Source organism: Lacinutrix undariae (assembly GCF_052934785.1).
In genome coordinates this window covers 2,393,680-2,412,939 of record NZ_CM128809.1, presented here as the reverse complement: position 1 = coordinate 2,412,939, position 19,260 = coordinate 2,393,680, and the positions used below count along the sequence as shown (strand labels likewise).

The following is a 19,260-nucleotide window of genomic DNA, read 5'->3' as shown; positions in this document are numbered from 1 at the left end:
CATGAACAATCATTTAGACGCAAAAACACCAGAAGGACCATTAGAACAAAAATGGGAAAATTATAAAAAAACAGCGAAACTAGTAAGTCCTAATAACCGTAAAAAATTAGAAGTTATTGTGGTTGGAACAGGTTTAGCTGGAGCTTCGGCTGCTGCTTCACTTGCCGAAATGGGCTACAACGTAAAGAGTTTTTGCTTTCAAGATACCCCAAGACGCGCACATTCTGTGGCTGCTCAAGGTGGTGTAAATGCTGCAAAAAATTATAAAAATGATGGAGATAGCGTATATCGTATGTTTTACGACACGTTAAAAGGTGGCGATTTTCGTTCGCGAGAAGCCAACACCTATCGTCTTGCAGAATGTTCTGCAAACTTAATAGATCAAGCCGCAGCTCAAGGGGTTCCGTTTGGTAGAGAATATGGTGGGTATTTAAAAAACCGTTCGTTTGGTGGTGTACAAGTGTCACGTACTTTTTATGCTAGAGGACAAACAGGACAACAACTTTTATTAGGTTCTTACCAAGCATTAATGCGACAAGTAAATACCGGGAAAGTGACCTTATATGCCAGACATGAAATGTTAGATTTGGTTTTAATTGACGGAAAAGCAAAAGGAATTATAGCTAGAAATTTAGATACTGGAGAAATTGAACGTCACGGAGCACATGCCGTAGTATTAGCTTCTGGAGGATTTGGTAAAATATATTACTTATCCACCTTAGCAGTAGGCTGTAATGCTTCTGCTATTTGGAGAGCACATAAAAAAGGAGCTTATATGGCAAACCCTAGTTGGACACAAATTCACCCAACGTGCTTACCACAAAGTGGCGAATACCAATCTAAACTGACATTAATGTCGGAATCTTTAAGAAATGACGGTAGAATTTGGGTGCCAAAAGATGCCAATGAAACCAGAAAAGCAAACGATATCCCAGAAGAAGATCGCGATTATTATTTAGAACGAAAATATCCTGCTTTTGGAAACCTTGCACCAAGAGATATTGCTTCTAGATCTGCAAAAGAACAAATTGATGCCGGTAAAGGTGTTGGTCCGTTAAAAAATGCCGTGTATTTAGATTTTTCTCGTGCGCTTAAAGAATATGGTAAAGCTATTATTGCCGAACGTTACGGAAATTTATTCAATATGTATAAAAAAATTACCGATGTAGATGCATATTTAGAGCCTATGAAAATTTCTCCTGCAGCTCACTTTTCAATGGGAGGACTTTGGGTAGATTATGAATTAATGACATCTATTCCAGGACTTTTTGCTATTGGAGAAGCTAATTTCTCTGATCATGGCGCAAACAGATTAGGTGCTAATTCATTACTACAAGCCTGTGTGGATGGCTATTTTATATTGCCTTATACGTTGCAGAATTTCCTGGCAGATGAAATTAGAAACCCTAAAACAGATATTGATCATCCAGAATTTGAGAAGGCTGAAAAAAGCGTGAATCAACAGATGGAAGGTTTTCTTTCTAAAAAAGGGACAACCACTGCCGAGGAATTTCATAAGTTATTAGGAAAAGAATTATATGATAAGTGCGGACTTTCTAGATCTAAAGAAGGCTTAGAGAAAGCGATAGAAAACATTCAACAATTAAGAAAAGACTTTAAAGAACAGCTGATAGTTCCGGGAGATATTTCTGAAGTAAATAGTGAATTAGAAAAAGCAGGTCGTGTTGCCGATTATATGGAAGTGGCAGAATTAATGTGTATGGATGCTTTGCAAAGGGAAGAATCTTGTGGTGCTCACTTTAGAACAGAATATCAAACTCCTGAAGGTGAAGCGAAACGTGATGATGAGAATTTCTGTTATTCATCGGCTTGGGAATGGCATAAAAATGTTTCTGATGCGATATTAAATAAGGAAAAATTAATTTTTGAAGCCGTTAAACCTTCTGTAAGAAGCTATAAATAAAATACTATGAAAATACATTTAAAAATATGGCGCCAAAAAAACTGCCAAAGTAAAGGTGAATTGAAAGATTATACCTTGGATGATGTACAAAAAGAAATGTCTTTTCTTGAAATGTTAGACACCTTAAATATTAAATTAATAAAAAGTGGTGAACGTCCGGTAGAATTTGATCACGATTGTAGAGAAGGAATTTGCGGACAATGTGGTGTGATGATTAATGGACTTGCTCACGGACCGTTAAAAAACACAACAACTTGCCAATTACACATGCGTTCTTTTAAAGATGGAGATACTATTTATATAGAACCTTTTAAAGCAGAGGCATTTCCAGTAGTGAGAGATTTAAAAGTAAACCGTTCTTCATTAGATCATATAATTGCATCTGGAGGATATGTTTCGGTAGATACTGGACAAGCTCCAGAAGCAAATAGTATTCCTATTACGCATGAAATTGCTGAAGCTGCTTTTGATGCTGCAGCTTGTATTGGTTGTGGTGCTTGTGTAGCAAGTTGTAAAAACTCTAGTGCGGCATTATTTACAAGTGCTAAAATTACACAGTTAGAATTATTACCTCAAGGGCAACAAGAAACTAGTATACGAGTAATTACTATGGTAAAACAAATGGAGGAAGAAGGCTTTGGGCATTGTACAAATACGGAAGCTTGCCAAGTGGAATGTCCTGAAAATATTTCGGTATTAAATATTGCACGTATGAATTACGAATATAATAAAGCGAAATTATTAAATAAGAAATAAATATTACATAGTTAGTTGACTATTAAGGGTGTTTTTTATAATTTATTATAAGCACCCTTTTTTATATTAACTTTTTTTCACTTTAATAATTAAAAACAAGCATACAAAGCTATTCCTGACATCATTAAAACAGCTACAGCTAGTAAAATTAATCTAGGTTTAGAAATTTTGTTTGCCTGTACTTTTTTATAGATTACAAAACCTAAGATTATTGAAATAACACCTAAAACGATCATTTCGGTTAAAAAAGAAACCTCACCAAATCCTTTTTTGAATAAAAAATAAAGACCTAATAACACTAGAGGTAATGCGTTTAAACTTTTTTTCGTAATATATTATTTAGAGCGTTAAAATCAAATATATAATAACTAAACAAACGCTTACATAAAAAAGACACTTATAAAATGAGTGTCTTTTTTTAAAAATTTTTATATCAAGAAGTGAAAAATTTTAATTTAAAGATTTACAGAGTACTATTCTATAATAAAGATAAGATACTACTAAAGAAACTAAAGCAATTATTGACATTGCTTCTCCCCCATCATTGGTCATAATATGAGCTGAAAAGGCTAAAATAACAGCAAAAAAGAATGCGGAATACGCCCACTCTTTAATACGCATAAATTTTGTTTGCCAGATAGCAATTACCCCTAAAATTTTGGCAGTTGCATACGGATAAATAAGATATGTAGGGTATCCTAAATTTGTAAATGCTTGTTTTATAAAATCATGGTTAAAAAAATACATTCCCGCAGAAAACACTATTATTAATGTAAAAATGACAGTAAAAGTATAGTATATAATTTTATTTATTTTCATAGTGTATTGTATTATTGAGTAAGCATTTGAGATAATATGTCTTTAAAAGCATCTACAGGTTGCGCACCGGTAACAGCACTTTCCATATTAAACACAAAAGTAGGTACAGAGTTTACACCTAAACTTTTCCAGTGAGCTTGTTGCGCGCTCACATCTGATTTAGCTAACTCATTATCTAACATCGCTAAACCCTTTTCGGCATTTAAGTTTACATCTACTAGCGCTTGTTTTAAAATGTCACGTTTTGAAACATCTTTACGTTCACTAAAAAAAGCTGTGGTTAAACACATTTTTAATTCGGTCTGCTTTCCAAAATCTTTAGCATATTCTAATAAAACATGTGCATCAAAAGTATTTACCATACGCATCTCATCAAAATAATCGAAGGTAAAACCTAATTCTGCACCAGCTTCCGTCATCATTTGCTTCGATTGATTTTGTTGCGCTGTAGTAGAACCATATTTTTCTGTAATATGCTCATTTACATTTTGTCCTTCAGCTGGCATATTCGGGTTTAACTCAAACGGTTGCCATTCAATTTCTATTTGATCTTGTATCCCAAGTTCGTTAATTGCTTTTTCTAAACGTTTATACCCAATAGTACACCATGGGCAAACTACGTCTGAAACGATATCTATTTTTAATTTATTAGCCATAATTTTATTTTTTAATTGAATTTTATATTGATTTCTGTGACGCTAATCTATTTACTGATTAGATTAGTGTTTAGAAAGTTGTTTTCCTTTTGTTGATCTTCTGTAATTTTATCTATTGACACAAGATTTAAAACCATAGAATTAACAATTCTACTTTTGCTTAAATCCTCCTTAATAATTAAAGCTTTATGAAACAAACCTAAAGTATCGACATTAACCTTTGGACTACTATTATTAATTATAACAATAGAATAATGATCGTTATCTACAGATTTTATTTTTGAAATGAAAGGTTTTAATGCGTCCTCGTCACCTTTAAAAACAGGTGTAAATTTATTAAAATAATCTTCAGGTGTTTTATACGCTTTATTAGCGTAGGCATGATAATCAGCCAAATGCAATTCACTTATAATGTCACTAGGTTCGTACCCCAACATTAAAATAGATTGCTCTGCAGCATTGTCTACATGAAAAGGAGTGTTTACCTGCTGGTCAAAACGTACAAGCCAATGATAGTTTAGTTTTTTGTTGAATTTTGAAACACTAAGTTTTGATAATTCTTTTTTTTAGATCTATCATAATAGACCTAAATTGATAAGGTGTTATTTCTTTTTTACTGAAAACTAGGTGCATAAAGCCATGTGCTTCCGTAGTCGTTCTAAAAACGGTTTGGAAGCTCTTGTTTGCTATTTGTTGTATAGTTTCCTCTTTTATCTTCATTAAAAACACCTTTCTGGTTTTTGTTTTAAAAGGTAACCAATTCACTAATTTGAAGTTCTCCTTTTACATTGCTATAGTTTTTTATATCTGCAGCAAAGGTTTCGGCGTGTGGTCCAAAAGATTCTTGAAAAGATGCTACACTATCAAATTTTAAATGTGCGATGGCAACGTAAGGAGCAGGTTCTCCAGGAATTCTGCTAGCCAATCCTAGGTCTAATTCTAAACCTTTTAATGCACTACCAAGAGCATCTACGATCATTGGTAAATGTTTTGTTTTGTAATATGTTGCATCAAACTGTACATCTTTGCCGTTTGGATACATTACGGATACTTTTATCATAATATGTCTTTTATAAAATTAATAAACCTTCTTCAAAAAAAAGAAGAAGGTTTACAGCTATTAATCTGTAGTTTTAGGGACTACATTTTTATTTTTTCCAAGCAAATTTTTGAAAACCAGCATCAACTGGTGTATTTGCAATATGGTTTGTATAATTACTAATTACTTTTTGAGATAATCCTAAAATGATTTCTAATACTTGTTGCTCTCCATATCCAGCTGCATAAAAAGCATCTAAATCTTCTTGAGATACATTTCCGCGATTTCTAACAACAGACAAAGTCATTGTGCGTAAAGCTTCTAATTTAGCGTTTTCTAAAGGTGTTTCATTACGTAAAGCATCAGTGATTTTATCATCTACTTTCATCATTTTTGCAATTCCTGTATGTGCAGGAACACAGTAATGACATGCATGTTCTACGTTAATAGCTTGCCAAACCACTGTTAATTCTTCTTCGTTAAAAGAGGTTTGTGTAAATAACTCATGTAAGGTTTGGTACGCGGTTAATAGTTGTGGTGATGCCGCTAATACACCGTGTAAACCAGGAATCATTCCGTAAGCTTTTTGAGAATTTTCTAATAAAGGTTTACTTGCTTCAGGAGCAGTTTCAATGTTGTGAATTTTTAATGTTGTCATAATTTTTTATTTTTTAGTAGTTTTTTTTTAATATTTTATTTCTAACCGTTCGTTTAGTTTATTTGTAAAAAAAGTTTTAAATATTTTTAAAGCTCATTTCAATATAATCTTCTATTTCTTTTTGCGAGTTTACTCGTGCTGCGGCAGCCAAACCATGCTTTGCTAATAACAAATAATTAGCTTGTTTTAAGACGGTACTTTCGTCTTTTGTTTTGTCTGTTTTAATCTTTTTTATAAATAACATTTTCATGTCATTCATAAAGTTTTCCATTTGCTCTTTAATAAGTTCATCTTGATTTTCAGAAAACTCATTATAGGTATTTGTAACAAAACATCCCTTTATTTGTCCTTCATTAAAGTTAGAACTTACAGAATCGTAAAAAAATTGTTTAATATCTTCAACGCCATTAGTTCCTTTATCAAAAGCTTGTAGCATTTTACTGACATTTTTTTTATAACATTTTAAACTTTCAAGAAATAGTCCATTTTTGTTTCCAAAGCTAGAATATATCGAAAATTTATTGATGCCCATTGCAGTCTCCAACATTTGCATTGATGTTGCTTGATAACCATTACGCCAAAATAAACGCATTGCTTTTTCAACAACTTCATCTTCATTATATGCTTTTTTCCTTGCCATTATATTTAATTACACTGCAAATCTAAACGATTAGTTAGTTACAGGAAAGTTTTTAACTTTTATTTATACTTTTATTATTTTACTCTGAATAAAAAAGACGTTAAATACTGATAATCAATAAAACTAAATATCAATATGTGTTGTCACAGCTTAAAAATGCTTAATTATTCTATTTTATTTCGATCTTTATCATATAAGCCAATCAACAAACTGTTACCTTCATTATCAACTTTTAGACCTCCATATTTTGCAGTTTCATATTTTTCTGCATCTCCTTCTTGAAAAAAGAATGATTCAGCACCAATATAAATGCCTCTCCAATTGGCTATGTTATATTTTATAAGATATTCGTTGTCATTAACAGGTGTTTTACTTTCTTGCAGTCGCACTCTTTCAGCAATACCGTTTCTATTTAATTTAACCACACAATAGCCTTTTTTAGCAATACTATCGTGCTTTACGTTTTGAGATATTGCATAATCTAATTCCATATAATCACCTTGCATAAGTGATCGTGGATCAACAGGAGCTAACTCTAATAAAACAAGTTTTCCGTTAGTGAGTAAGGTTTCTTTTTTCAACATTGAAGAGTTAAACAATGCCAATAAAATAACAAGGTTAACTAAAATGATAATCCATTTATATTTTTTCATTTTGAAATCCCTTTTTAGTGATGAATAGATAAAACAACAGAAATATAATTCCGGAGGCCATTAAAATAATAGACTTAGTTAATAACGTATAGGTTAAATCGTAATAATACTGAGATATAAAATAAATAAATGCGACAATACCAATTACAAATCCCGATTTATAATTCACCAAAAAGCATAATAAAATAATTGTGATAGCCCCCAAAATAGATGGTGAAAATATAATAGGTATTAAAATCAGACTGCTAAAACTATAGATTAAGAGTTTCGTTTTAAGCGTTTCAATTTTAGAGACTTTTAATATGGTATATATTAAATACATGATAACCCCACCTATTATAAGTGACGATACCCATAAATAATATTGAGAAATAGGAATTAAACCTACTTTTCCAATAGCTATTAATCCCGATAAGAGAGAAAAAATCACCCCTATACGCATTGGTGCATATAAACTGGCCATTTTTTTACTCGTACTTATTAATTGTGCCTCATTAAAAAAGAGATAAGCCAATAGTAATGTGTACACACCAATATATAAATGAATAATAGCATACAGATCATTAATTATGATAAGTGTTAAAAAACTGGCTGAAATTATAAATGTTGCTATAAATACTAATATATAATTCTGCATTAATGCTAATGATACAACGGCTATAACAATTGGTATTACTACAATAATATTATCATCAACTTGCATTTCTTTTAACCCAAAAAGGAGTAATGCATAACCTAGCACGTAAGTAGATACGCTAAAAGCTCCTGTGATAACTTTGTTATATGTGGCGTTTATAAAAATTGCAAAACCTATAAAAGCAATACCTAAAACAAGTAAACCTGCTTCAGAATCGTAAAGTCCGGCAAGTAATAAAAAACCTAATAATGCTAATGTTGCTAAAAGTCCTCCAAAAACAGAAAGTATTTTAATAGCAATACTAGATTTATTTTCATCTTGAGTTTCGTAGGTCTTTAAAATAGCTATTTCATTACACTCAAATGTGTCACTTTCTGATAAACGAATGCGATTTAATAGCATTTTTTTAGAAGTTAATTTATCCATTTTTATTAAGATTAATTAAGTTTTTAATCACTAAGGTTACACTTGTAATAACAAATAAACTGATTACAAGTAACATTCCTATATCATTCATAACACTTGCTAAAAGTGTTGTAATAATGATGATAATACTAAAAGGAAATACAGATAAATAAAATCCGTTTTTTTCTTTTATACCATACCTAATAGCAATAGTATACACCGCTATAGTAGCTATAGTTAATATTAACATTTCAATTGGATAATCATCAAAAATACCTGAACCAATCCCCATTGTTGCAAAAAAAACAACAATCAATGTAAGAACATGAGTAAACCATAATGGGGCTTTTATAGTGTCTTTAATTTGGGGTATAAATAAAGCAATACTTAAAAACAATAAATTAATTATAAAAAGTGACGTACAGACAAAAACTAGTGACCAATCGTGTGCTACCTGATCTGAGTAAAGAATAAATGTTGTGTTTATTAAGATTACAAAAATGAGCCATAATGGGGCAAAATCAGAAATGACAACCCACAATACAACTGCCATTGACCACCCTAAGAAAAAATCGTAAGCATTTGCTCCTGTTTGATATATTTGACCAAAAACAGCAAATAAAACCCCCACTAGCATAACTGCCGAAGTGAGTAATATCTTTTTTACATTTAAATTTATTGTTGCACATACAACAATCAAAGTAATTGCTATAATTAAAAATTCAATGAGACCTAGTTTTACAAATTTGTTTAAATCGGCCCAATTATAGGCGAAGAAAAATAGAATTCCCGCTGTTGTGAATCCCACACCCAAACTAAGAAATAACACCTTCAAAAACTTTAACCAAGCTTGCTTGTCATTATAAATTTCTTTTTTTAAAACGACATCAATACCTGTTTGAGACCAATTACTATGTGTACTTATAATTTGAATATCTTCACGTTCAATATCTTTCATTCAATTATTTTAAATTTTCATATTCTGCTACTTATCTAACAATAGCTCATTTAGTAGCTATTAGAAGCTTCTAAATAAACTTCATTTGTTTTCCTATATTCCGAAGGACGTTTTCCCATTATTTTGGTAAATGTATTACTAAAAGTGGGTAAACTATTATATCCAACCATATTTGCAATTTCCGAAATATTATAATCTGAATCCATTAAATACTCTAATGAAATAAAAATACGTAATTGCGTGTAATATTTAATATAAGACATCCCTAAATCTTTTTTAAATAAGCGATACAAAGATTTATCTGTCATACTAAAATTAGATGCTAATTTAGGAAGTAAATGTTCTTTATGAATTTGGTCAGTAAGAAAATTTATAACATTTATAAGGCGGCTATCTGTAGGTTGTGGTAATTCTAAATCTAACGACTTGGAAACCGTTTGCTCAATAAGCGTTTTAAAAGCATACACAATAGGATACTTGTCTTTTTGCATTTTTAAAATATCGCCATTCCAATTTTTGGTGTGTAGCAATAATTCCATTAGTAAGCTATTTATAGGATAAATACCTTCTTTTTTATAAAATCCTGAAGAATTTGAAGCCATAGGAAAATACAAATTTCGCATAATCACATTTGGAGAACTTGGGTAAATGGCATGTGTAACTCCCGAAGGAATCCACATGTAATGACGTGCTGGCAAATAATATACTCTAGTATTTGTTTTAACATGCACCACGCCTCCTTCGGTATATAAAAATTGCCCTTTATCATGACTATGTGACTCAATAAAGGTTTCTCCCATTAAATTATGATAACAAAAAATACTCTGAGGTTGCTTATCAACCTCTGTTAAATAATACTTACTATCCATAAAAATAACACTGAATTCATTCAATGCACGAAATTAATAAATAAATGTCTTACTTAAATAAATAGACAATAAATATCTTGCATAAATTGCCAATCTATTTTATTAATTACTCAATAAGAGTTCTAAATTTAATCAAATAGCAATTTTTTTAACCCTAAAATTACAAAATACACATAAATATGCATAGAATTAAATACTCCCCTTATATTGATAAAGTTCAAACATCAGAAGAGGCTGCTTTACTCATAAAAAACAATGACGTTTTAGGAGTTAGTGGGTTTACCAAAGCTGGAGACAGCAAAGTGGTTTTACCTCAAGTTGCAGAAAGAGCGCTACATGAAGACTTAAAAGTTACGGTTTTAAGTGGAGCATCTTTAGGATATGATACCGATGCAAATTTAGCTAAAAATGGAGCCCTTAATAAAAGAATGCCTTTTCAGGCAGATCCAACATTAAGAAATGCCATTAATAATCACGAAGTTTTATACGTAGATCAGCATTTAGGACAAACAGCAGATATGCTTCAAAATATTGATACATTTAAAATTGATGTAGCCATTATTGAAGCGGTATCTATTACCGAAGACGGGTATATCGTACCAACAACATCGGTAGGAAACTCGCCTATATTTGCTGATAAAGCTGATAAAATTATTATTGAAATTAATAGAACTATTCCTGAAAACTTTGCAGGAATTCATGATATTAAAGTATTAAAAAAACAACCTAATCGCGAGATTATTCCTGTAGTAGAATCTGATACTAGAATTGGAGATGCTTTTATTAAAATTGATCCTAAAAAAGTAGCAGCTATTGTTTATACTGATATCGCTGATAGTCCTGCTGTAATTTCTGATCCAGATGAAAAAACATCAGCAATCTCAAAACATATTCTTGCCTTTTTAGATAAAGAAGTAGATGAAGGTCGTTTAACAGAATCACTTTTACCATTGCAAGCTGGTATTGGTAAAACTGCAAATGCTATACTTTCTGGTTTCACTAAAAGTAGATTTAAAAACTTAACAATGTACTCAGAAGTATTACAAGACAGTACTTTTGATTTAATAGATTCTGGAAAATTACTTTTCGCTTCTGCATCATCAATTACAGTAACTCAACCTTGTTACGATAAGATTTTTGCTAATTTTGATTTCTATAAAAGCAAACTAGTATTAAGACCACAAAATATTAGTAATGCTGCCGAAGTTGTGAGTCGTTTAGGAGTTATTGGTATTAATACTGCTATTGAGTTTGATATCTACGGAAACGTAAATTCTACACATATTGGAGGTACAAAAATGATGAATGGTATTGGTGGTTCTGGTGATTTTGCTAGAAACGGATATCTAAGTATTTTTGCTTGTCCTTCAATTTCTAAAGAAGGAAGAATTTCACATATCGTACCAATGGTTTCTCATACAGATCATACAGAACACGATGTTGATGTTTTAGTAACCGATGAAGGTTTAGCAGATATTAGAGGTTTAGCACCTATTGAAAGAGCTAGACTTATTATTAAAAACTGTGTCCATCCTGATTACAAAGCACAAATGTCTAAATATTTTGAAGATGCTTACGCTAAAGGCGGACAAACACCACACATATTAAAAGATGCTTTCAGCTGGCATACAGCACTTAAAACTAACGGATCAATGAAAATTGAAGAGTTAGTTGAAGAAAACGCTTAGTCGTTTTATCTTTTATAACATAAAAAAAGCCTCCTGAAAGTTTATATGATTTTTAGGAGGCTTTTTTATGCGAAATGGTTTTACATAGCATAGTTATTTACGCAACCAACCTAATATTTGTTTGTTATCAATATGCCATTTTCCGCTGGTATTACTCAACTTAAAGGTGGCTCGTGATTTTCCAAAAGAACCTGGATTTTGTTGGATAATTTCAATTTCAGAATCTGAAACTTTAGATATGATTGACACATGACCATAAGAGTTAAAAACAGTCCCCGAGTATACTACCAAATCATTTACTTTAGGTTGTGATGAACTTGGGTTTATGTATTGTATTAAATTTCGTTGTGCGTTACGTTTACCATCTTTTACACGCGATATAAAAAAATCTTTTGCATGCCCATAGCTATCAGGCATTTTATGATCTAGAGCTTCATAATAATAACGTTTTACAAATTCTACACATTGGTATTTTAAGCCTAAATTATAACCATCCTTGGTTAATCGTCTTCCGCTTACATTGCTTACACTACCATTATAATATACAAAAACACCATTTAGGCTGTCCACTTTTTGACCAATTTCATTTTTAGTTCGTGCATCTAAATTAATAGTTGTCGCTCCAAAATAAATAAGCATTCCAAAAGCACAAATAACAAGTAGACTAGTAATTATTTTTTTCAATGTAGTAGGGTGTTAATAATTATACGTTGTAAATTTCAGTATATATGTTGATAGTTTTTTACGGTTTCCCTCAATCACCTTAAAATTAAGGTGAAAGCGACTAATTAACTTATTTTTTCACCTAAAAAAATAGAACAATAACATCTGTTTATTTTTTTTTATTATTCTAAATATATTACATTCGTGTTGAATTTAATCGTATTATAATAATATAAATACACCTAAATTTTAAAAACATATTATCAATATCAATCAACTATTAAAACTAGAAAAAATGATCAAAAAATCAATGAAATCAATGGCTATCGCATTTGCTTCAGCAATGCTTTTAACGTCTTGTTACTCATACACAAGCGTAGTAGGAAAAGGTGCTCAAGGTAACAGCCAAACAACTCAATGGAACCATTATGTAATATATGGTTTAGCACCAGTTGGAGTTTCAAACTCTAAGCAAATGGCTGACGGCGCAAAAGATTATACTGTATTTACAAGACAATCATTTGTAAATGGATTAGTATCTGCTATAACTTTTGGAATTTACACTCCAACAACTACAACAGTTACAAAATAATCATAACACATAAAAGGAGGATATGGCAACATACCTCCTTTTATATATTTCTATAAAATGAAAAAAATAGTATTTTATATTTCGTCAATTATTGCCCTTTTTCTTTTAATTAGTATTATACAAATTATTGTAACCGATTTTAGCAGACTAACACAGTACGGTTTTGGTTATTTGTTTGGTAAAATCATCCTACTAGTTGTTTTTGCTAGTCTTATGTATTTTACAAAAAGTAGTGTATTAAGCAATAAATAATTACTTCCCTTTTTTTTAAAACACAATTAATAATTACTTTAAAACATTCTATTTATAAATAATAGTTTGTTCCTGTTTTTTTTATTCAATAAGATTAGAATACATTTGGCACAATAAATGGTTACTTATTGGATATCAAAACATACTAACATCATGCAAAAACTTTTTCTAGCTGTATTATTGCTTTTTTCAACATTATCAATAGCACAAAATAATGCCATCGCACCAGGTGAAGAGCTTGTGTTTACAGCATCTTATAATATGTCTGGTTTAATGACACCAATAGCTCAGGTAAAAATGGAAACTAGTGCTATTAAAACATCAAAAGCAACGCTTTTAAGATTAAAATGTACTGCGGCAACTTTTAAAAAATGGGATGATTTTTTTAAAATTAGAGATATTTATGAAAGTTATGTGAGTCCAAAATCATTAACCCCTTATTTATATAAAAGAGATATTAATGAAGGCGGCTACTACAAATTTATGCAGTATAAATTCAGTCATAAATCTAAAACCGTAAAAAGTACCCGTCGTAAAATACGTGGAGATGGTACTACTTGGGAAGTTAATAAAACAGTCTCAATAGGAAGTAGTACTAAAGATTTGGTAACCACTCTATATCATCTTAGAACCATAGATTTTTCAAACCTTTCTGTAGGAACAACAAAAACGCTTACCGTAATTTTTGATAACAAAGAAACTAAAGTGAATTTTAAATACTTAGGTACAGAAACTATCGCCTCGGCTATTGGTAAAAAAGCGTGTTACAAATTATCAATTTCAATAAATAATAGTAACATTCTAGAAGGTTCTGGCAATAACTTATTATGGTTAACTGCCGATGAAAATAAAGTTCCTGTACGTGCTAAATTTAAAATTCCTGTAGGAAATGGCGAATTAAACATCAAATCTGCAACTGGCTTAAAACATTAAAAATGAAAAAAATTCTTATTATAATCGCTTTTATAGCGGCGCTTTTATCTGTTATTTTAGCAGTTACTCCATTATCTAATTTAGCACTAATACCGGCTATAGTTGCATTTTTACTGGGCTTAATTATCTATTATATTTCAAAAAAGAATAACAGTCCTAAAAAAGTGGTGCAATACATTTTTTTGCTAGCCATTATTTCAATTTCAATAACTATTTACAAAACAATTTTTACAACTACCGAAATTGGAGATATTGAAGCCCTTGAGGTACGAGAAAAAGAATCGGAAGAAGACTCAAAAGATATTCTTGAAGAACTAGATATTGATTTTGAAGAGTTAGATATTGATACAGAAGAACTTGATATTGATACTGAAGAGTTAGAAGTAGAAACTTTAGATATTGATGAAAACGCTATTGATATTGAAGAGTTAGATATTGACGAAAGCACCATAAATGAACTAGAAAACTTAGATATATAATATTCATTTCTGAATAAAAATATTTATAGTACGCTATGAAAATTACTCTTATCATTGTTTCAATGTTAACTCTAGTAGGTTCTTGTGCCAACAAACGGCATAGCGAAAAAATAAAAGAGATTAAAGACGCTATTATTTTTCAAGATAAAGAAGCGATGCTTAAATATGCGCAGCAAATTGATACTACAGATTTAAAAACACACCTTTTTGAACTCTCTTCAGATACCTATCAAGGTAGAAAAACAGGCGAAATAGGTTTTGATAAAGCGGCAGATTATGTGGCTAATTATTATAAATCACAACATATTGCAACACCATTAGATAGTAGTAATTATTTTCAGAATATCCCTAAAATAGCACTTTCAAAAGATTTAAAAGCGTCCAAAAATGTAGTTGCTTTTATTAAAGGAAGTACTAAACCTAATGAGGTTTTGGTAATTTCGTCTCACCTAGATCATATGGGTATTGAAGGCGATACTATTTATAATGGTGCTGATGATAACGGCTCCGGAACTTCAGCACTTTTAGAAATTGCACAAGCTTTTAACACAGCAAAACAAAACGGTTTCTCTCCTAAAAGAAGTATTTTATTTTTACATTTTACCGGTGAAGAACAAGGTTTATTTGGATCTCAATTTTACTCTAAAAACCCCATATTTCCGCTTAAAAACACTGTAGCTGATCTTAATATTGATATGATTGGAAGAGTAGATCCTAAACATGAAAAAACACCAAATTACATCTATATTATTGGAGCCGATAGATTAAGTACCGAGCTTCATTATATTTCAGAAAAAGCAAATGACAATTTTTCTAATTTAATATTAGATTACGATTTTAATAAAGAAAGCGATGTTAATCAATACTACTACAGATCCGATCATTATAACTTCGCAAAACATAATATTCCTGTGATTTTTTATTTTAATGGTGGTCATGAAGATTATCATAAACCGAGTGATACTGCTGAAAAAATAAATTATCCGCTACTAAAAAAACGCACCGACTTAATTTTTTATACCGCGTGGCAACTTGCTAATAGCGATAAACGAATTGAAGTGGATAAAAAATAGAAATTCAATAAATTTCATGTTAAACAGTGTTAAATATTTAACACTTATATAAAGAAAATAGTAATTTTTGGGATTATCTAAAAAAACTAACCCTATTCCTTTATATCAATATGAAAAAAACAGTAATGATATGTAGTATGGCAATTGCCTTAACCAACTGCTCTACAACTAAACAAAACAAAGTATTACCTCCTGCAAATCCTACAACATACGCTAACAGCATTACAGCTTCCGAGCTTAAAGACATGCTTTACACCTTTGCTTCAGATGACTTTGAAGGACGTCTAACCGGAGCTCCTGGGCAAAAAAAAGCCGTAAATTATTTAAAACAACATTACGTGGATATGCAAATTCCGTCTGCACTTCCAAATAATGAATATTTTCAAAAAGTACCTTTAGAAACGCGCCAACATCCAACAACTACGCTTTCTTTAAATGGTGAAACAAAAATAGAATATACCGATTTTATAACCGTTGGATCAGTTGCCTCACAAACATTAACTACAGATGATATTGTATATGTAGGTTACGGAATTGATGACGAAAATTACTCAGATTACAACACTATTGATGTTCGTGGAAAAATCGTTTTACTAAAAGCCGGTGAACCTAAAAATGCCGATGGTACTTACGTTACCTCTAAAGATACCAAAGAAACAATTTGGTCTAAAGGAAGACGCGCAAGATCTCAAAAAGTAAATGTGGCCAAAGAGAAAGGCGCTAAAGGTTTTATCATTATAAATGATGAAAATTTTCCAATTCTTGCTAACTTTTACCAAAAACAAGTTAAATCTGGAGCTAAAGGATCTATTTCTCTTATTCAAAAAGATGCAAATGAATTTCCAGTATTTATGATTACTGAAAATTTAGCACAAAGCTTTTATAACGATATTCTTACAAATAATGTAGCTAAGCCAATTTCAGCACGTATAAGTTATAATATTGATACTAAAACCGAAAGTATAGATTCTGAAAACGTAGCCGCTTTTATTAAAGGAAGTGAAAAACCTGACGAAATTTTAGTGATTTCTGCACATTTAGATCATGAAGGTATTAAAGGTGGATTGGTTTATAATGGTGCAGATGATGATGGCTCAGGAACTGTAGCTATACTTGAAATTGCCGAAGCATTTAAAGCCGCTTTAAACGACGGATATACACCAAAGCGTTCTATACTTTTCCTACATGTTACAGGTGAAGAAAAAGGACTCTTAGGCTCTAGACACTATACAGACAACTCCCCTATTTTTCCTTTAGAAAACACTGTAGCCGATTTAAATATTGATATGATTGGTAGAGTTGATGAAAAACATAAAGACAATCGTAATTTTGTATATTTAATAGGATCAGATAAGTTGAGTACACAATTACACGACCTTTCGGAAGCTGTAAACAACAAATACACAAAAATAGACTTAGACTACACTTTTAATGATGAAAAGGACCCTAACCGTTACTATTATAGATCTGATCATTATAATTTTGCAAAAAATAACATTCCTGTAATTTTCTATTTTAACGGTACTCACGCAGATTACCACAAACCAACTGACACACCTGATAAAATTGAATATGATTTATTAGAAAATAGAACACGCTTGGTGTTTTATACCGCTTGGGAAATTGCAAATAGAGACGACCGCTTAGTGGTTGATAAGAAATAAAAACCTTCGTTATAGCCACAAAAAAAGCCTTTCAGAAAACTGAAAGGCTTTTTATTTCTGGGTGGAAGACCGGATTCGAACCGGCGACCCTTGGTACCACAAACCAATGCTCTAACCAACTGAGCTACAACCACCATTTTAATTGGATTGCAAATATACAACGATATCTTAATCCTGCAAACTTTTTTTTGATTTATTTTACATCAAATATGCTATCAACTGATATATAGCGTTCTACAGTGAAACCTTCTGCATGTTCTTTTCCTACTAGCCTACCAAGGTCTCTAGCTCTATAATCTGCACTATCGGTAAAATTCTTGCTTGAAATTGGGGTTTCTGGAGCATTACTTTTTGGGTCATAAAACTGTGTCTTATAAGCTAATATAGACTTCATTTTAGTATCCATAAACCCAGATATATCTACAACAAAATCTGGTGTAATATTTTTCCATTGAATATAATGAAATACTTGGCGTGGTCTCCATTGTTTTTGTAACTCTCCTTCTACTTCTGTTTCAATTTTTATTAATCCGCTTAAAAAACAAGCATCACTTACTAACTGACTTCCTTTTCCATGATCAATATGACGATCATCAATAGCATTACACAGCACAACATCGGGTTGATATTTTCTAATCATTTTGATTATCTCAAGCTGATGTGTTTTATCATTTATAAAAAAACCGTCTGCAAACCCTAAGTTCTCTCTTACCGAAACACCTAAAATGTTAGCAGCTTCAGCAGCTTCTTCTTTTCGTGTTTGTGCAGTACCACGTGTCCCTAATTCTCCACGTGTTAAATCAATAATACCAACAGATTTCCCGTTAGCTATTTCTTTTGCTATTGTGCCTCCGCAACCCAACTCTACATCATCTGGATGTGCGCCTATGGCAAGAATATCTAATTTCATTTTACATGTATTTTTAATAAAGAACTCCTCTTATATTAAGATTTCCATTCTTTTTGTTCTTTTTCAGTTAAAAAAGTCCACACTACAAGTCGCGACCATTTATTTCCTTTTTGAAGATCAATAACCTTAACTGTTGTTGCTTTTAATTTTTCTAAAGATGCTTTCATTGAAACTGCATGCTCTTTTTTAGATACTAAAGATGTAAACCAAAAAGATTGCGTTTTATAAAGCGAACTTTCATATAAATAATTATGTAAAAAGGCTTTTTCTCCACCTGGATACCATAATTCATTTGATGTACCGCTAAAATTTCTTGTAAAAGATTGATTTTGCTTCCCTAAACCATCTAGTTTTTTCTGAGTCGCTGCATCTGCTTCGCCTTCCGATTTAAAAAACGGAGGGTTACACATACTTATTGTAAATTTATCTTTGGCTTTTAAAACACCTGTAAGAATATGTGCTGCATCGTTTTGTAAACGTAAACTAATTGCTTCGGTTAATTTATTCTCATCAATAATGCGTTGCGCACTAATTATAGAATTACTATCAACATCAGTTCCTACAAAGGTCCAATTGTTTTTTGCATGTCCTAATAATGGGTAAATACAAGTTGCACCTGTACCAATATCTAACACAGAAACCTTTTCAGTAAGTTTTGAGTTTTTTAAAATTTTTGATAGTGCATCAATATAGGTCATTCTTCCTGGTATTGGCGGACATAAATTTGCATCGGGAAATTCCCAATATTTAATATTATAATGCAACTTTAATAAAGCTGTATTTAAAGCTTTTACAGCTGCAGGTTTAGAAAAATCTATAGTTTTAGTTTGATTTTGATATTGATTTTCAAAAACAAATGGTTTTAATTCTGGGTAAGCCTCACATAATGCATTAAAGTCATATTGAGATTCACGATTTTTTGGAGTAAGTTTATTGGTTGCGATATGCGTTCTATTTAAATGTTTTTGATGTTTCAAAAACGTTATAATTCT

22 protein-coding genes and 1 tRNA gene are annotated in these 19,260 nt (G+C 31.2%); 9 read left to right on the top strand and 14 right to left on the bottom strand.

The genetic code is table 11. The features are described 5' to 3' along the window. The first annotated feature begins 1 nt into the window (after window position 1). Window positions 2-1,924, top strand: coding sequence for a fumarate reductase/succinate dehydrogenase flavoprotein subunit (locus ACU4C5_RS10820; protein WP_446844228.1), 1,923 nt, complete (start codon window positions 2-4; stop codon window positions 1,922-1,924). Between the two features lie 6 nt (window positions 1,925-1,930). After that, entirely contained in the window at window positions 1,931-2,680 is a 750-nt protein-coding gene (locus tag ACU4C5_RS10815) for a succinate dehydrogenase/fumarate reductase iron-sulfur subunit (protein WP_446844227.1), read from the top strand. A 450-nt stretch (window positions 2,681-3,130) separates the two neighbouring features. Here ACU4C5_RS10815 and ACU4C5_RS10810 read toward each other — a convergent pair whose 3' ends face one another. The 10 genes from ACU4C5_RS10810 to ACU4C5_RS10765 all read right to left on the bottom strand — a co-directional run bounded on the left by ACU4C5_RS10810 (window position 3,131) and on the right by ACU4C5_RS10765 (window position 9,945). Further along, window positions 3,131-3,499, bottom strand: a complete 369-nt coding sequence (locus ACU4C5_RS10810) for a DoxX family protein (RefSeq protein WP_446844226.1) — start codon at window positions 3,497-3,499, stop codon at window positions 3,131-3,133. Between the two features lie 11 nt (window positions 3,500-3,510). After that, complete coding sequence (locus ACU4C5_RS10805; protein ID WP_446844225.1) at window positions 3,511-4,155, bottom strand: DsbA family oxidoreductase; 645 nt, start codon at window positions 4,153-4,155, stop codon at window positions 3,511-3,513. Window positions 4,156-4,202: 47 nt separating this feature from the next. Next, a complete protein-coding gene (locus tag ACU4C5_RS10800) occupies window positions 4,203-4,550 on the bottom strand; it encodes a hypothetical protein (protein WP_446844224.1) in 348 nt (115 codons plus the stop codon). Between the two features lie 350 nt (window positions 4,551-4,900). Beyond that, window positions 4,901-5,215, bottom strand: coding sequence for an EthD family reductase (locus ACU4C5_RS10795; RefSeq protein ID WP_446844223.1), 315 nt, complete (start codon window positions 5,213-5,215; stop codon window positions 4,901-4,903). 88 nt (window positions 5,216-5,303) lie between these two features. After that, on the bottom strand, window positions 5,304-5,852 hold the full coding sequence (locus ACU4C5_RS10790; protein WP_446844222.1) for a carboxymuconolactone decarboxylase family protein: 549 nt from the start codon (window positions 5,850-5,852) through the stop codon (window positions 5,304-5,306). Between the two features lie 76 nt (window positions 5,853-5,928). Next, the gene (locus ACU4C5_RS10785) at window positions 5,929-6,492 is read right to left on the bottom strand and encodes a TetR/AcrR family transcriptional regulator (RefSeq protein WP_446844221.1); all 564 of its coding nucleotides are present in this window, start codon (window positions 6,490-6,492) and stop codon (window positions 5,929-5,931) included. Between the two features lie 164 nt (window positions 6,493-6,656). After that, a complete protein-coding gene (locus ACU4C5_RS10780; protein ID WP_446844220.1) occupies window positions 6,657-7,145 on the bottom strand; it encodes a GDYXXLXY domain-containing protein in 489 nt (162 codons plus the stop codon). Continuing rightward, window positions 7,132-8,208, bottom strand: coding sequence for a DUF4401 domain-containing protein (locus ACU4C5_RS10775; RefSeq protein WP_446844219.1), 1,077 nt, complete (start codon window positions 8,206-8,208; stop codon window positions 7,132-7,134). Before ACU4C5_RS10775 ends, ACU4C5_RS10780 begins: the two co-directional genes overlap by 14 nt. Continuing rightward, window positions 8,201-9,145, bottom strand: a complete 945-nt coding sequence (locus ACU4C5_RS10770) for a DUF2157 domain-containing protein (protein ID WP_446844218.1) — start codon at window positions 9,143-9,145, stop codon at window positions 8,201-8,203. The genes ACU4C5_RS10775 and ACU4C5_RS10770 overlap by 8 nt, the downstream gene beginning before the upstream one ends. Window positions 9,146-9,195: 50 nt before the next feature. Continuing rightward, window positions 9,196-9,945, bottom strand: a complete 750-nt coding sequence (locus ACU4C5_RS10765; protein WP_446844217.1) for an AraC family transcriptional regulator — start codon at window positions 9,943-9,945, stop codon at window positions 9,196-9,198. A gap of 248 nt (window positions 9,946-10,193) precedes the next feature. Here ACU4C5_RS10765 and scpC point away from each other — a divergent pair, with 248 nt between their 5' ends. Beyond that, window positions 10,194-11,702, top strand: a complete 1,509-nt coding sequence (scpC, locus tag ACU4C5_RS10760) for a succinyl-CoA:acetate CoA-transferase ScpC (protein WP_446844216.1) — start codon at window positions 10,194-10,196, stop codon at window positions 11,700-11,702. A 93-nt stretch (window positions 11,703-11,795) separates the two neighbouring features. Here the strand turns inward: scpC and ACU4C5_RS10755 are convergent, their stop codons facing one another. Beyond that, window positions 11,796-12,386: a CHAP domain-containing protein gene (locus ACU4C5_RS10755; RefSeq protein WP_446844215.1), complete on the bottom strand. Its 591-nt coding sequence runs from the start codon at window positions 12,384-12,386 to the stop codon at window positions 11,796-11,798. A gap of 274 nt (window positions 12,387-12,660) precedes the next feature. Here ACU4C5_RS10755 and ACU4C5_RS10750 point away from each other — a divergent pair, with 274 nt between their 5' ends. From ACU4C5_RS10750 to ACU4C5_RS10725, 6 genes are all read left to right on the top strand, one after another. Then, the gene (locus ACU4C5_RS10750) at window positions 12,661-12,957 is read left to right on the top strand and encodes a Bor family protein (RefSeq protein ID WP_446844214.1); all 297 of its coding nucleotides are present in this window, start codon (window positions 12,661-12,663) and stop codon (window positions 12,955-12,957) included. 57 nt (window positions 12,958-13,014) lie between these two features. After that, window positions 13,015-13,209 (top strand): hypothetical protein, encoded by a 195-nt coding sequence (locus tag ACU4C5_RS10745; protein WP_446844213.1) that lies wholly within the window; start codon window positions 13,015-13,017, stop codon window positions 13,207-13,209. A 153-nt stretch (window positions 13,210-13,362) separates the two neighbouring features. Beyond that, window positions 13,363-14,142 carry a DUF3108 domain-containing protein gene (locus tag ACU4C5_RS10740; RefSeq protein WP_446844212.1) on the top strand — a complete coding sequence of 260 codons (780 nt, stop codon included), beginning with the start codon at window positions 13,363-13,365 and terminating at the stop codon, window positions 14,140-14,142. Between the two features lie 2 nt (window positions 14,143-14,144). Next, window positions 14,145-14,621: an RNA polymerase I-specific transcription initiation factor RRN3-like family protein gene (locus tag ACU4C5_RS10735; RefSeq protein WP_446844211.1), complete on the top strand. Its 477-nt coding sequence runs from the start codon at window positions 14,145-14,147 to the stop codon at window positions 14,619-14,621. 35 nt (window positions 14,622-14,656) lie between these two features. Continuing rightward, window positions 14,657-15,694: a M28 family metallopeptidase gene (locus ACU4C5_RS10730; RefSeq protein WP_446844210.1), complete on the top strand. Its 1,038-nt coding sequence runs from the start codon at window positions 14,657-14,659 to the stop codon at window positions 15,692-15,694. Window positions 15,695-15,804: 110 nt separating this feature from the next. After that, window positions 15,805-17,358, top strand: a complete 1,554-nt coding sequence (locus ACU4C5_RS10725; RefSeq protein ID WP_446844209.1) for a M28 family peptidase — start codon at window positions 15,805-15,807, stop codon at window positions 17,356-17,358. A gap of 59 nt (window positions 17,359-17,417) precedes the next feature. On the opposite strand, the gene ACU4C5_RS10720 is transcribed toward ACU4C5_RS10725, so the two are convergent. The 3 genes from ACU4C5_RS10720 to rlmF form a co-directional block, all read right to left on the bottom strand. After that, window positions 17,418-17,493: transfer RNA gene (locus tag ACU4C5_RS10720), tRNA-His, on the bottom strand. 58 nt (window positions 17,494-17,551) lie between these two features. Beyond that, window positions 17,552-18,268, bottom strand: coding sequence for a bacillithiol biosynthesis deacetylase BshB1 (bshB1, locus tag ACU4C5_RS10715; protein WP_446844208.1), 717 nt, complete (start codon window positions 18,266-18,268; stop codon window positions 17,552-17,554). A gap of 35 nt (window positions 18,269-18,303) precedes the next feature. Beyond that, window positions 18,304-19,245 (bottom strand): 23S rRNA (adenine(1618)-N(6))-methyltransferase RlmF, encoded by a 942-nt coding sequence (gene rlmF / locus ACU4C5_RS10710; protein WP_446844207.1) that lies wholly within the window; start codon window positions 19,243-19,245, stop codon window positions 18,304-18,306. Between the last annotated feature and the right edge of the window lie 15 nt (window positions 19,246-19,260).